This window comes from Aliivibrio thorii (assembly GCF_057368585.1).
In genome coordinates this window covers 1,107,342-1,120,315 of record NZ_CM170655.1, presented here as the reverse complement: position 1 = coordinate 1,120,315, position 12,974 = coordinate 1,107,342, and the positions used below count along the sequence as shown (strand labels likewise).

Genomic DNA, 12,974 nt, shown 5'->3' with positions numbered 1-12,974 from the left:
TTGCTACGATACAGACTAAACTGAATTTTACTGCCTTAACCACTGAAACTAAAGGCAAACCGACAACGCCGAATGTAGCAAATCGTGTTGATGCATTTGTTATACGAAATTACGCACGGAATCCCCATACTGCATCAATGAGTTTGACCATTAATTCTTTAGATACACCGTTTTCATCAAGCTCAGGCATATATTCAACAAAATCAGCGCCTACAAATTTAGAACTAGAAGATATTGTATGAACTAGATGCAACACTTCCCTAGCCGTTAAACCACCTACATTTGGAGTTGCACAGGCTCGAAATATGCTGCCATCTAAAGCGTCATAATCAAATGACAAATAAACATGGTCGTAGTCTTGTTCTAATTTTACCATTAGGATTTCAACAACCGTATTGAAACCGTGTTTTTCAATAAATGGCATATCATAATTAGTAATGTTCAACTCATTAATTAAGTCAAACTCATTACGCATTAAATCTCGCACACCAATATAGTAAACATCTTCGGGCTTAACTTCGAGGTCGGTTGGAATGTTCCATTCATTATGAGGATATTGATTCATTAACAGAGCAAGAGGCTTACCGTGCAAATTACTATCTAAGCTGTTATTTATGTCGGCATGAGCGTCAACCCAAACAACAGCGACTTTCTTGCCCTGTTCTTTTTGGTAAAATTCCATCGTTGCTTGTAACGTGCCAACCGCAATAGAGTGGTCGCCACCAATTGTGATAGGAATACGATTATTCTGATAACTATTTAAAAGTGTAGATTTCAAATCATTTGCATAGTGATAAAGTGCTTTATCTTTATCGCCGTTATCGATGAAGTTTTTAACTTCAGCCGTTACAGCAACATCACCTAAATCAACGATATCTGAAGCCCAGCGTTGAGTTCTAACCTGAATCCAATCGCTAAGTCCTACCCATGAACGTTCATCCATTTCACGAAGACCATCAACCGTGTTTTTTTCAGTTGTCACACACCCAAGTTGATTAAAAGGTGCGCCAATAATATCAAAGCCTTTTTTCATAAGTATTCCATACACTTAATTAAGTCCATTTCGTATAACGCCTGCATAACACGTTTGCTACCATGCAGATTAAGCCTAAATTTACCACTTAATACGGTAAATTCAAAGAAACCTAGAATGCCGAATGTAGCAAATCGTGTTGATGCATTTGTTATATGCGTAAATCATTTCTTGGAGAGCTTAAACCATATTCTTTTTGATAACTCCCAAATTGATATTGAAAGAACAATTAGAAATATTGCATCACCACCTAAGAAGTAGGAGATAACCAGAATTAAAATTACGATTATTATTGATGTAATAATTAACAATAAGCGATCAGGCATTAAGCAACTCCGGATTTTGAGATAGCACAGTTTCTAACCATGAACCTGTAATTCCATTATCACGACCAAAATCTAACACTTGCGATAAAGAGCAGCTCGTATTTTTATAAAATGACCTTGCCGAACTACCAATTACAGCGCCAGCCCAAAATGCAGCATAAACTCCAGCACCAACAGTTCCTGCACGGGCAACGGCTGACAATGGAACTCTAGGGTTACTTGCTAACGTTATTACTTTATCAATTCGATCAATCATAAGCCAAGAAAGAGCACCTGCTCCCACTACATTTTCAGTAGTTGGAAGGTTTAAAAGCTTAAGGTTCTCATCAATATCATATTTAAATGAGTTTAAATCCATTGAACAGCTAGCCATGATATTCTCCATTAATTAAAAAGAAAACTATACCAACAACCTACATTCCATCGATTAAAAATACTTATTTTATCGAGCTATAGCTAAAGATATAAACTAATAAATCAATCAGTTACATTATTAAAACCAAAGAAGCATATAACGCTGGCATAACACGTTTATTACCATGCAAACCAATCGGAATTAACCGCCTTAATCACAAAACCCAAGGCAAACCCAGAACGCCGAATGTAATAAATCGTGTTGATGCGATTGTTGTGCGTGCTTACTTTCGGCTTGGCTAACTTGGTAAAGAACTGCCCTGCCAAGATTTTCTAAGCCCTGATTCTAATTTACCAATAGTAATTAAGCGAACAAAATGTTCTTAAATTGCGAGATAAAGTAAATGGAAAACAAATACATTTTTTACGACATTTGAACGGCTTAGTTTCAGCTAGTTTGGAACTGATAAACTAAATATACTCGCCACAATTGGGATTGGAAATGCTGCGAGGAAAACACTGATGCTGACTAAAATGAGGCATAACCAAAGAACAATTGAAGCGTAAATTAGCTTCTGAAACGCCTGAACTTGGGGAAATAAGGGTTAATTTGCCGAACCTAATGAAATGAAAACCAAAAGGTAACAAAGAAGAAATTTACGCTTACTAAGCCGAAACTACGAAAGCCGCGATTCTATTGATGAACCGTGCAAAAAATTTCGGACTCAGTACGCACAACGCCTAGAATAATGCGTGCAAACGACGGATTAATAGCGCTAAATATACTTTAAACCGCGAATGCCGAAGGTTACAGCATCGCATTGATTCGATTGTTAGATATGCCGATTGTGATGTGGTTGCAGCAGCTGTTAAATTTTCCGAGCAAGCCTGCGCCGATGTCTTTGTAATTTCTATATACTAAAACAAGAAAAATCACACTTTTCACAATCTAAAAAAACATCCCATTTCAAACATATAAACCAACTAGCACACGATAACTGGAATCGCTTGCAGCAGCAAGCTTTCTACACGAAATAGAATAATCCTTATCACATTTTCGATGAAAAAATAAATTCACCGTTTATCACTCTGAATCGAGCCAATACCGTAACCTTGCCTCCACATTCATCACAACATGGTACTTGCCCTTTGCTTTCCGCGTATTCTCGCCATAATAAAGGACTAATGTCCTTTATCCGCTCTTGGCCAAGATACTGTCGAGCTGTATTCAGTCTCTCTCTACATCGATTATGATACAAACCAACAAAGTGATATTGCTGTTTTTTCGGTATCGCTATATGACTCAATATACGCTCAATAAATTGATTAGGCTTTAGCCTAAGCATTTCTGTTTTCTTTGTTTGATGAGACTTATACCTAACTCGCACTTCCTTGTTTGATACATGCATAATTTGACTGTTTTTTATGGCTCCGCCACGAACATACCTCGCTAAATATTTAACGACTCCAGCACCATGGGAGTACGGTTTGGTACAATGAACTACCCAATCAAAAACGCCCCATTTATTAAAAAGGTTAAGTACATTTTGCTTAGAAAGTGATTCAGGGTAATTTAACTCTCCTTTATTCATTGCTGCGCGTAGCGCTGCAATGAACTTACCGCGAAACAGCTTCATCATCACTCTTGCAGGAAACAGAATACTTTTCTTTGGCTCAACCCAACCATCATTACCTAATCCTCCATGGGTAACTAAACAATGAATATGAGGGTGAAACGTTAAATTTCGAGCCCAGGTATGTAGGGCTAAAACACACCCAACCTTAGCACCTAGAAATCGCTCATCCGCGCTTAATATCTGAATAGTTTTACGAACAGAATCGAACAGTGTTTGCTGGCATAACGCTCTGTTATATTTCCATATTTCATGCAACTCATGCGGAAGAGTAAATACCCAATGATGATGAGAAGTATCTAAAATAAACGAATCTACTTTTTTAAGCCATTGCTCTCTTTTGAGAGCACCACACTGTGGGCAACTTCGATGCCCACTGCTATTGTACCAATAGCCATTGAGGTGCCCATTATCACAATACAGCGCATGACCTCCCATCGACGAAGTTCGACAAGATGAAAGCCGACTGATCCCCTTAAGTTGATATAAAGGGAGTCGATGGTTCTTCGAATATGATTCAAACCTTTTTTGCAAAAAGGTTTGAACTGTATGTTTACTCATACAGTAAACATAGTAAATCTAACCAGAAAGGAGATGTTTAAGAGGGAGAATTACGAGGCAGCGCACTCTTCGAGCTTGCTCGGCAGATTTAACGCCTGCATAACACGTTTGCTACGATACAGACCTAGCTAAATTTTACTGCCTTAATCACTGAAACTAAAGACAAACTGACAACGCCGAGTGTAGCAAATCGTGTTGATGCATTTGTTATATGCTACAGACTTAGTTAGCTTGATTTAACTGCAATAAGTCCCATTTTGTACCGTATAAGTCTTTAAATACAACAACTGTACCGTATTCTTCAACACGTGGCTCTTCAGTAAATTCGACACCTTGAGCTTTCATAAACTCATAGTCACGCCAGAAATCATTAGTTTGAAGAAATAAGAAAACACGACCGCCAGCTTGATTGCCAACTGATTTTAATTGGTCATCATTACTTGCTTGAGCCAATAGTAAATTTGTACCCGTGGAATTAGGTGGAGATATTTGAACCCAACGCTTACCACCGCCTAAATCCGTATCTTCGATAAGCTCAAATTGAAGTTTCTTAGTATAAAATTCAATTGCATCATCATAATTTTCAACAACTAAGGCGATGTTACCAATTCTTTGCTCGACGGGCTTATTCATTTGTGGCTCACTACAGTTCAAAAATAGAATTCTACCCTATTTAGCTCATAAACTCATTTTTGCATATAACGCCTGCATAACACGTTTGCTACGATACAGACTTAACTGAATTTTACTACCTTAATCACTGAAACTAAAGGCAAACTGACAACGCCGAGTGTAGCAAATCGTGTTGATGCATTTGTTATATTGCCTATTGATAAACGACATGAAATCGTTCCAATACAAGAACCATGTCCTCATTAGGCTGAATATTTAATTCTGAACATTCAGTAACAAAGAAACGCCAATGAGCTTCACGCCACCATTTTAATGAACGGTCGCCCTCGCCTTCTGCATGAGCAAAATCAGCCGTAACTTCGTTATATTTACACGTTTCAACTGAATCAATTTCAATGATACAAATTGGTTTCCCATTCCAATCAACGACCACTTGTAAATGACCAACAGTTGGCATTGGTTCTTCACCTGATTCATACCAAATATTTAAGCTACAAGTTGCTGTCTTTTGACCAATTCGGATTAATTCCGCACATAAATTGGCATTATGCTCATCAGCACAGAAATAGTCTGAACTGAATGATTGATACTTTTCACGCTCAATTTCAGAAAGTGAGCTTAGATATTGATTTAAGTAGGTTTGAGACTGTTCTTCCATGAAATCCTCTTAACTATTTTCGCAATATAACGCCTGCATAACACGTTTGGTACTATGCAGATTAAGCCTAAATTTACCACTTAATACGGTAAACCCAAAGAAACCTAGAATGCCGAATGTAGCAAATCGTGTTGATGCATTTGTTATAACCATCTGATAATGTTACTGAAACCGTAACTGTTTACCTTCAACATTATAATCACTACCTTGATCATCTTATTTCCAGCAATTCATGCTCTTTGGCACCAATAACTATCACTTATTTGCTTTATTTTTTCTTCGTAACAATAACGTAATTAATTAGAGTTAATCCAATGACAAAACACCAAAATTGTAAGCTAGGTAGCACCGTTGAAACAGATCCAACAAGTAAACCAGAACCAAGCCCAATTGCAATTTTTTGAAGAGTTGTCATTTTCAAAGTCCTTTTTTATTCAATGATTACTAAATAGCTACAATCTATAGTATGAAATCAATTCTACCTTAACTATCACTTAAACTATTAATATTTAAGTGTATTTGAGAACTATCTCACCTAGGTTATAACGCCGCAATAACACGTGCGAACGCTATCATTACCAAACCAATTACACTCCAAACCGCGAATGCCGAATGTAAATAGCATCGTGTTGATTGCTTTGTTATGTGCGATTAACAGAATGGATGTGAACCAACTTTATAATGCGCTAAAGATACTAAACTTAAAGTATTTCGATGTTTTGGATAGTCTTTAGGGAAAATCCCACCATTCATCGGATTATAATTAGTACCAGCCTTGTTATAACCTTTCTTCTTACAGAAACTCTCAACTGCAGATAAATCATGCCAACTAAACACCGTTTTATTACCATTTGAATTAATGACCGTTATATATTCATCATTAAAGTTCAAATCAATCGCTGAACGACCACCAAGTGTAGGTATTGTTAGTTTTTTTAAATTAAGTAAATCTTGATTCGATTTTGACATTGTAGAGTAGACCTTATTATAAATCCCATGACACTATACCGCACTTTGGATTGTAATTTAATCTTTAAGCACATAACGCCGCAATAACACGTGCGAACGCCTTAATTACCAAACCAATTATACTTCAAACCACAAACGCCGAGTGTAATTAGCATCGTGTTGATTGCTTTGTTATACGAATTGCTCAACAGATAGAGTGACTAACTTCTCATCATTATAAATGACTACTGAATCATCAATTTCCATGCCTAATTTTTCTAGGATTTTAATTGAGGGGATATTATCTTTTACTGCCACACCATATATCTTCTTATGATTGCCCAACCCAAATGTAAACCTCAAAACAGCGTTAGCAGCTTCATATGCATAACCCTTTCCTTGAGCGTTTTTCATAAAGCCATATCGAATATCACTACATTCAACATTTGGCGAGGTTTCTACACCAACATAGCCGAGCTTAACCTCTGGATTAACTTTTGAATAAACAATAAAAGAGCCAAAACCCAGCTTCCAGTGTTCAATTCTTTTAGCTACATGCTGAAAGATTTCATCATCATTATAAGGTGCAGATTTTGGAAGATATTGGCTCATCAATGGGCAAGACATGATTTGCTTATAGATATCAATATCCTCAATCATTACTGGTTTTAGTATTAGCCGTTCTGTCTCAATCATCCTTGTATCCACCTTATTCGTATAACGCCTGCATAACACGTTTGCTACCATACAGACTTAGCTGAATTTGACTGCCTTAATCACTGAAACTAAAGGCAAACTGACAACGCCGAGTGTAGCAAATCGTGTTGATGCATTTGTTATGCTACATCCAATTATTCGTCGACGAATCTTCAAATAAAATGGTTGAAGCACCTTTTCGAGATACGACGTAACTCCAGCGTTTAGCCGCAATTTCAATATACTTTACAGCCGAACCTTTAGCTAAACCTAATTCTCTATCAACATCTGTATATTTGATTGCAGATCTATTGTCACGACTAGGGCGCTGACCCATCCATGATTGGATAAGAGAAATACAATCATTTTCATCTGTTATTAAGTCTAAATCACTAGACTCTTCCTCAACTATTGCAAGTGAGATACTTTGTTCAATAGAAACAGTTTTTAATCCTAGCTTTCCAATTACCTTATTAATTCGATTACAAGCAGGGCCTAGTGAGGCGACCAAATTACCATCCTGTCTTTCAGCATCAAATGTTGCTGGTGTAATACCAAGTAAGTCTGTAGGAAGATGAAAGTCTTCCTGACCACGCGGAATCACGATAAAATTACGCTCACGCCCTAACCCACCAACAAATAAACCTAATTCAAAAACCACATTATCTCGAACCGTTTTTTTAGATTCGCCTCTTAATTCTGTAATATCATCAGGCGAAAAAACAAACAGACCGAAATCAGAATCTTCTAATACATCCATTAATGATTCCATTGTATATTTATTCAAATCAAATACACCCTGGGACCAAACTGTCACTTCTACAAAGTGCTCTAAATTTTCTTGGATTGCATAAGCTACATCCAAGTTTTCAACTGATGAGCCAATAAACAACTTAGGCTTCATATAGTCACTCTCCTTTTAAAATTTCACACTGTGGCATAACGCCTGCATAACACGTTTGCTACGATACAGGCCTAGCTAAATTTTACTGCCTTAATCACTGAAACTAAAGGCAAACTGATAACGCCGAGTGTAGCAAATCGTGTTGATGCGATTGTTATGTGTGTTCTTATTGAACCAATGAACTTTTAAGTACGAAATGATCATCGATCGTTTCAATTACTGTCCATTTTAGGTTTGAATACAATGCAGGAATATGAGTAAAAACCAGCAACTCTGGCTCAGTCATTTCATTAACCATTTTTTCAGCATGATTAATCAATTGTGAGCTAATTCCTTGCTTACGATTTTCCGGTTTAATAAAGACAGCATTAATCCAAACTGCCTGATCTTGAGTAATTGGAGATAGAAAACGAGTAAAAACTAAACCACCAATTAATTCACCATTTTCTAAGGCAATAATAGGATTTGGGATAACTTTTCCATCCTTTGTTGTAGCCAGTGGTTCAACATCATCCCACTCACTTTCAAACCATTGATACAATTCAGATAAATACGGTGAATTACTTTCAACCGTTTGAATTAAAACCATAATTACTCCATAAAACCTATCATTTCCGTGAAAACACATAACGCCTGCATAACACGTTTACTACTATGCCATTATACTTAATATTGACGCCTTAAAACAAGAAACACCCGACAACCTGAGATGCCGAGTGTAGTAAATCGTGTTGATGCGATTGTTAACTGCGCTTTTCAGCTTTAGTTACACAAACAGAAAACAGCTCTTTCATTGGCACATAATTACAATGATAACCATGGATATTTGCGGCTACCCACTGCTCAGAAGTAATACCAGAAAAATTAATATTGTAACCACAGTTGATTGCAATATGCTCAAACAACAAACGTTGGGCACGACCATTTCCTTCACGGAATGGATGTAAAACATTAATATCGCAATAATACTCAGCTAATTTAGTAAGAAATTCATCGTATGGTAGATCTACTAAATACTTATCTTTTTCTAACATTGAAAATAGATTATTTGCTTCTTTTTCAATCCTAGCTACATTACAGAAACGTGTATTTCCCTTTGAAATATCAATCGTTCTTAACTCGCCAGCCCATTCAAATAGATCGGAGAATAACATATGATGAATTGAACGCAGATAGCTGAAATCGTAAGGAGGCAATTGAAACTCTACATACATTGCAGCTAACGTTGTTAAATCACGTTCAGCAGCCTCTAATACCGCTTCATTGTTGATATTGAGCTTATTAACAAGAACCGAACTATTTTCGTAAGTATAAGGATCTTGTGTTGTGCCATATTTATCAGCCATTGAGCGCCTCTAACGAATTTACGTTTGAGTATTTGTTTAACAAAATTTGACGTTGTTGCTCTCTGTCGAGTGATAAATCGAAATTACTAGCAACATCATGCCCCTCTAAACGCATACTTTCTTTAAAGTTATCCATTTTAACTTGCTCGAAATAGGCATGCTTTTCTTCGTAAGAAGAAAGCATTGAATTACTTGGCATAACTAAATCAATATCATTAAGTTGAGACTGGATCGCCTTCCCTGATTCAAAAACACCCCAGCTATTAATAGAAAAACGGAAGGTTCGACCCTGGCGCTCTCTTTGAATGTTTAAGCCTAAATTTTCAACTAATGAATTAACTACGGATTGTACTTTACGTTCAGAAATCCCTGTTGCAGCCACGATAGCTTGAGTATTTGGAGATTCTAATCGTGTCATTGCAGCTAAAACTAATAATTCGTACTTCATGCTTACCTCGCACATTTATGCGGAAATAATATCAGTTTACTACTCAAAGAGAATGATTACCATATTTGAAAGCTAAATTAACAAAGAAGCAGTTAACGCCTAGAATAATGCGTGCAAACGACGGATTAATAGCGCTAAATATACTTTAAACCGCGAATGCCGAAGGTTACAGCATCGCATTGATTCGATTGTTAGATATGCCGATTGTGATGTGGTTGCAGCAGCTGTTAAATTTTCCGAGCAAGCCTGCGCCGATGTCTTTGTAATTTCTATATACTAAAACAAGAAAAATCACACTTTTCACAATCTAAAAAAACATCCCATTTCAAACATATAAACCAACTAGCACACGATAACTGGAACCGCTTGCAGCAGCAAGCTTTCTACACGAAATAGAATAATCCTTATCACATTTTCGATGAAAAAATAAATTCACCGTTTATCACTCTGAATCGAGCCAATACCGTAACCTTGCCTCCACATTCATCACAACATGGTACTTGCCCTTTGCTTTCCGCGTATTCTCGCCATAATAAAGGACTAATGTCCTTTATCCGCTCTTGGCCAAGATACTGTCGAGCTGTATTCAGTCTCTCTCTACATCGATTATGATACAAACCAACAAAGTGATATTGCTGTTTTTTCGGTATCGCTATATGACTCAATATACGCTCAATAAATTGATTAGGCTTTAGCCTAAGCATTTCTGTTTTCTTTGTTTGATGAGACTTATACCTAACTCGCACTTCCTTGTTTGATACATGCATAATTTGACTGTTTTTTATGGCTCCGCCACGAACATACCTCGCTAAATATTTAACGACTCCAGCACCATGGGAGTACGGTTTGGTACAATGAACTACCCAATCAAAAACGCCCCATTTATTAAAAAGGTTAAGTACATTTTGCTTAGAAAGTGATTCAGGGTAATTTAACTCTCCTTTATTCATTGCTGCGCGTAGCGCTGCAATGAACTTACCGCGAAACAGCTTCATCATCACTCTTGCAGGAAACAGAATACTTTTCTTTGGCTCAACCCAACCATCATTACCTAATCCTCCATGGGTAACTAAACAATGAATATGAGGGTGAAACGTTAAATTTCGAGCCCAGGTATGTAGGGCTAAAACACACCCAACCTTAGCACCTAGAAATCGCTCATCCGCGCTTAATATCTGAATAGTTTTACGAACAGAATCGAACAGTGTTTGCTGGCATAACGCTCTGTTATATTTCCATATTTCATGCAACTCATGCGGAAGAGTAAATACCCAATGATGATGAGAAGTATCTAAAATAAACGAATCTACTTTTTTAAGCCATTGCTCTCTTTTGAGAGCACCACACTGTGGGCAACTTCGATGCCCACAGCTATTGTACCAATAGCCATTGAGGTGCCCATTATCACAATACAGCGCATGACCTCCCATCGACGAAGTTCGACAAGATGAAAGCCGACTGATCCCCTTAAGTTGATATAAAGGGAGTCGATGGTTCTTCGAATATGATTCAAACCTTTTTTGCAAAAAGGTTTGAACTGTATGTTTACTCATACAGTAAACATAGTAAATCTAACCAGAAAGGAGATGTTTAAGAGGGAGAATTACGAGGCAGCGCACTCTTCGAGCTTGCTCGGCAGATTTAACGCCTGCATAACACGTTTGCTACCATACAGACCTAACTGAATTTTACTGCCTTAATCACTGAAACTAAAGGCAAACTGACAACGCCGAGTGTAGCAAATCGTGTTGATGCATTTGTTATATGTGTTCGACTAAGCCTGATGAAAGAGCAAATTTACGACCTTCACTGGTTAAACGATATACCATTGACTTAGAAATTCGGTTCGAGTGACCAAACCGCATATAATTAATAGAAACAAGATCCTCTATAGCCTGATTTAAATACGGGCGTAATTTCGCATCGGAGTAATGGATCTGTGCAGTATCAAAACTTTCACTGGCATTTCCTACCGCAGAAATTAATATGCTTAAAGCTTCTTCACTTAATTCTATTTCCTTCCCTTGATCCTCAAATTCGAGTTCAATGTCCGGATCTTCAAAAACACCTTCAGCTTTAATCACTGCTTTCATCTTAGTACACGCGAAAGATAGTGCCGAACTCAAATCCTTATCCGAGCGATTTGAATCATAATCAGCAATAGTTACTCCGGCTAAATCCGTTGGTATATGTAAATCTACATCTCTTGGTTTTACGATAAAACATCGCTCTACGCCTAAGTTACCAATGAAAATACCCAGTTCAAAAAGCACATTATCTCGTACTGCGCTTCGTGTATTTCCACGCATTTCTAAGCCATCGTCCGGAGTAAATATAAAAACCCCGAAATCTGATGAATTTGCACGCTCAATTAGTGTTGTTAAAGTTATACTTGATAATTGAAATGCGTTTGACCAGAGCGTATTCTCCGAAACATACTCAAGGTTGACGTTTACAGCTTCTGCAACATCTAAGCCTTCTACTGATGATGCTATAAACAATTTGGGTTTCTTATTCACTATACCTCCTAAACATATAACGCCTGCATAACACGTTTGCTACCATGCAAACTAAGCCAAATTTACCACTAAATACGGTAAACAAAAAGAAATCTAGAATGCCGAATGTAGCAAATCGTGTTGATGCATTTGTTATACGATTAAAGTCTTCACAATTTAATTGTATTGAACTAAATGAATATCATTTTCCGCTAATATATGTTTTATATCTGCTAACTGTAACTTAGTTAAATGACTTTGCTGATTATCTAAGTCTAAAATCCAACCCTTTGATAACCATTTTTTTAAATGCCATAAACTAGTTTTTGACGCTACAAAATAGCCAGCAATACAAGCTAAAAAATAATAAATACCTAAATAGGTATAATCTTCACCAACAGCTAATGAATTATATGCCCCAAAAAAGGCAATGGTAGATGAAAGGAATGGATTTATTGCATCAAAAATCATGGATGGTAAAGCTGCACCAATAAAGAAACCAACAGAGTTAGAATCAAGTAACCAATCCTGCATACCTAAAAAAAGTCTACTGATAAGTAATATCATAGCTAAAAAAAGATATACAAAAGTTCCTTTTATATCTCTTTTAAATAATGTGCTACCAATTCCGAATACTAGTGTCGAATAAGAAAAACCAACTGATATCGATTTTTTTAAAACAATATCATTAACTTTTTTTGTTAATACAACAGTGTACGCCATGTGTTGCCTCGTAAGTATTATTCAAATTTTGAACTGTCATTTCAAAATGAATAAGTAATCAAATTAAGCGTCGCATAATCTACGTTTTAGTGTCATTAGTCTAGATTAATTTGATTAGCTTTATTGATATAAATCAATTTAAAATTAAAACGGTATTCCTATCAAAATCGAACTCGTATAACGCCTGCATAACACGTTTGCTACTATGCAGA

15 protein-coding genes are annotated in these 12,974 nt (G+C 36.7%); all 15 read right to left on the bottom strand.

Annotated elements, in window-relative coordinates:
* Nucleotides 1–109: 109 nt before the first annotated feature.
* The 15 genes from AC2IP4_RS19045 to AC2IP4_RS18975 all read right to left on the bottom strand — a co-directional run bounded on the left by AC2IP4_RS19045 (nt 110) and on the right by AC2IP4_RS18975 (nt 12,762).
* Complete coding sequence (locus tag AC2IP4_RS19045; protein ID WP_486310870.1) at nt 110–1,033, bottom strand: arginase family protein; 924 nt, start codon at nt 1,031–1,033, stop codon at nt 110–112.
* 318 nt (nt 1,034–1,351) lie between these two features.
* Nucleotides 1,352–1,732, bottom strand: a complete 381-nt coding sequence (locus AC2IP4_RS19040) for a hypothetical protein (RefSeq protein ID WP_486310869.1) — start codon at nt 1,730–1,732, stop codon at nt 1,352–1,354.
* Between the two features lie 1,030 nt (nt 1,733–2,762).
* Nucleotides 2,763–3,908: an IS91 family transposase gene (locus AC2IP4_RS19035; protein ID WP_486310868.1), complete on the bottom strand. Its 1,146-nt coding sequence runs from the start codon at nt 3,906–3,908 to the stop codon at nt 2,763–2,765.
* Between the two features lie 222 nt (nt 3,909–4,130).
* Entirely contained in the window at nt 4,131–4,541 is a 411-nt protein-coding gene (locus AC2IP4_RS19030; RefSeq protein ID WP_069582252.1) for a VOC family protein, read from the bottom strand.
* Nucleotides 4,542–4,734: 193 nt separating this feature from the next.
* Entirely contained in the window at nt 4,735–5,199 is a 465-nt protein-coding gene (locus AC2IP4_RS19025) for an ASCH domain-containing protein (protein WP_486310867.1), read from the bottom strand.
* 268 nt (nt 5,200–5,467) lie between these two features.
* On the bottom strand, nt 5,468–5,614 hold the full coding sequence (locus tag AC2IP4_RS19020; protein WP_017019179.1) for a hypothetical protein: 147 nt from the start codon (nt 5,612–5,614) through the stop codon (nt 5,468–5,470).
* A gap of 236 nt (nt 5,615–5,850) precedes the next feature.
* Complete coding sequence (locus AC2IP4_RS19015; protein WP_155692088.1) at nt 5,851–6,168, bottom strand: hypothetical protein; 318 nt, start codon at nt 6,166–6,168, stop codon at nt 5,851–5,853.
* Between the two features lie 171 nt (nt 6,169–6,339).
* Nucleotides 6,340–6,843: a GNAT family N-acetyltransferase gene (locus AC2IP4_RS19010; protein WP_486310866.1), complete on the bottom strand. Its 504-nt coding sequence runs from the start codon at nt 6,841–6,843 to the stop codon at nt 6,340–6,342.
* A 145-nt stretch (nt 6,844–6,988) separates the two neighbouring features.
* The gene (locus tag AC2IP4_RS19005) at nt 6,989–7,747 is read right to left on the bottom strand and encodes a TIR domain-containing protein (RefSeq protein WP_486310865.1); all 759 of its coding nucleotides are present in this window, start codon (nt 7,745–7,747) and stop codon (nt 6,989–6,991) included.
* A 166-nt stretch (nt 7,748–7,913) separates the two neighbouring features.
* Nucleotides 7,914–8,336: a GNAT family N-acetyltransferase gene (locus tag AC2IP4_RS19000; protein WP_486310864.1), complete on the bottom strand. Its 423-nt coding sequence runs from the start codon at nt 8,334–8,336 to the stop codon at nt 7,914–7,916.
* 154 nt (nt 8,337–8,490) lie between these two features.
* Nucleotides 8,491–9,093 (bottom strand): putative adenosine monophosphate-protein transferase Fic, encoded by a 603-nt coding sequence (locus tag AC2IP4_RS18995; protein WP_486310863.1) that lies wholly within the window; start codon nt 9,091–9,093, stop codon nt 8,491–8,493.
* Nucleotides 9,086–9,541, bottom strand: coding sequence for a YhfG family protein (locus AC2IP4_RS18990; RefSeq protein ID WP_012535201.1), 456 nt, complete (start codon nt 9,539–9,541; stop codon nt 9,086–9,088). Before AC2IP4_RS18990 ends, AC2IP4_RS18995 begins: the two co-directional genes overlap by 8 nt.
* A gap of 407 nt (nt 9,542–9,948) precedes the next feature.
* A complete protein-coding gene (locus tag AC2IP4_RS18985) occupies nt 9,949–11,094 on the bottom strand; it encodes an IS91 family transposase (protein WP_486307435.1) in 1,146 nt (381 codons plus the stop codon).
* A gap of 207 nt (nt 11,095–11,301) precedes the next feature.
* On the bottom strand, nt 11,302–12,060 hold the full coding sequence (locus tag AC2IP4_RS18980; protein WP_486310862.1) for a TIR domain-containing protein: 759 nt from the start codon (nt 12,058–12,060) through the stop codon (nt 11,302–11,304).
* Between the two features lie 156 nt (nt 12,061–12,216).
* The gene (locus AC2IP4_RS18975) at nt 12,217–12,762 is read right to left on the bottom strand and encodes a hypothetical protein (RefSeq protein ID WP_486310861.1); all 546 of its coding nucleotides are present in this window, start codon (nt 12,760–12,762) and stop codon (nt 12,217–12,219) included.
* Between the last annotated feature and the right edge of the window lie 212 nt (nt 12,763–12,974).

Coding starts and splice junctions, on each gene's coding strand:
- AC2IP4_RS18995 (WP_486310863.1), bottom strand. CDS start 9,093: ATGGCTGATAAATATGGCACAACACAAGATCCTTATACTTACGAAAAT.
- AC2IP4_RS19015 (WP_155692088.1), bottom strand. CDS start 6,168: ATGTCAAAATCGAATCAAGATTTACTTAATTTAAAAAAACTAACAATA.
- AC2IP4_RS19035 (WP_486310868.1), bottom strand. CDS start 3,908: ATGAGTAAACATACAGTTCAAACCTTTTTGCAAAAAAGGTTTGAATCA.
- AC2IP4_RS19040 (WP_486310869.1), bottom strand. CDS start 1,732: ATGGCTAGCTGTTCAATGGATTTAAACTCATTTAAATATGATATTGAT.
- AC2IP4_RS19045 (WP_486310870.1), bottom strand. CDS start 1,033: ATGAAAAAAGGCTTTGATATTATTGGCGCACCTTTTAATCAACTTGGG.
- AC2IP4_RS19005 (WP_486310865.1), bottom strand. CDS start 7,747: ATGAAGCCTAAGTTGTTTATTGGCTCATCAGTTGAAAACTTGGATGTA.
- AC2IP4_RS18985 (WP_486307435.1), bottom strand. CDS start 11,094: ATGAGTAAACATACAGTTCAAACCTTTTTGCAAAAAAGGTTTGAATCA.
- AC2IP4_RS19030 (WP_069582252.1), bottom strand. CDS start 4,541: ATGAATAAGCCCGTCGAGCAAAGAATTGGTAACATCGCCTTAGTTGTT.
- AC2IP4_RS19010 (WP_486310866.1), bottom strand. CDS start 6,843: ATGATTGAGACAGAACGGCTAATACTAAAACCAGTAATGATTGAGGAT.
- AC2IP4_RS19025 (WP_486310867.1), bottom strand. CDS start 5,199: ATGGAAGAACAGTCTCAAACCTACTTAAATCAATATCTAAGCTCACTT.
- AC2IP4_RS19020 (WP_017019179.1), bottom strand. CDS start 5,614: ATGACAACTCTTCAAAAAATTGCAATTGGGCTTGGTTCTGGTTTACTT.
- AC2IP4_RS18975 (WP_486310861.1), bottom strand. CDS start 12,762: ATGGCGTACACTGTTGTATTAACAAAAAAAGTTAATGATATTGTTTTA.
- AC2IP4_RS18990 (WP_012535201.1), bottom strand. CDS start 9,541: ATGAAGTACGAATTATTAGTTTTAGCTGCAATGACACGATTAGAATCT.
- AC2IP4_RS19000 (WP_486310864.1), bottom strand. CDS start 8,336: ATGGTTTTAATTCAAACGGTTGAAAGTAATTCACCGTATTTATCTGAA.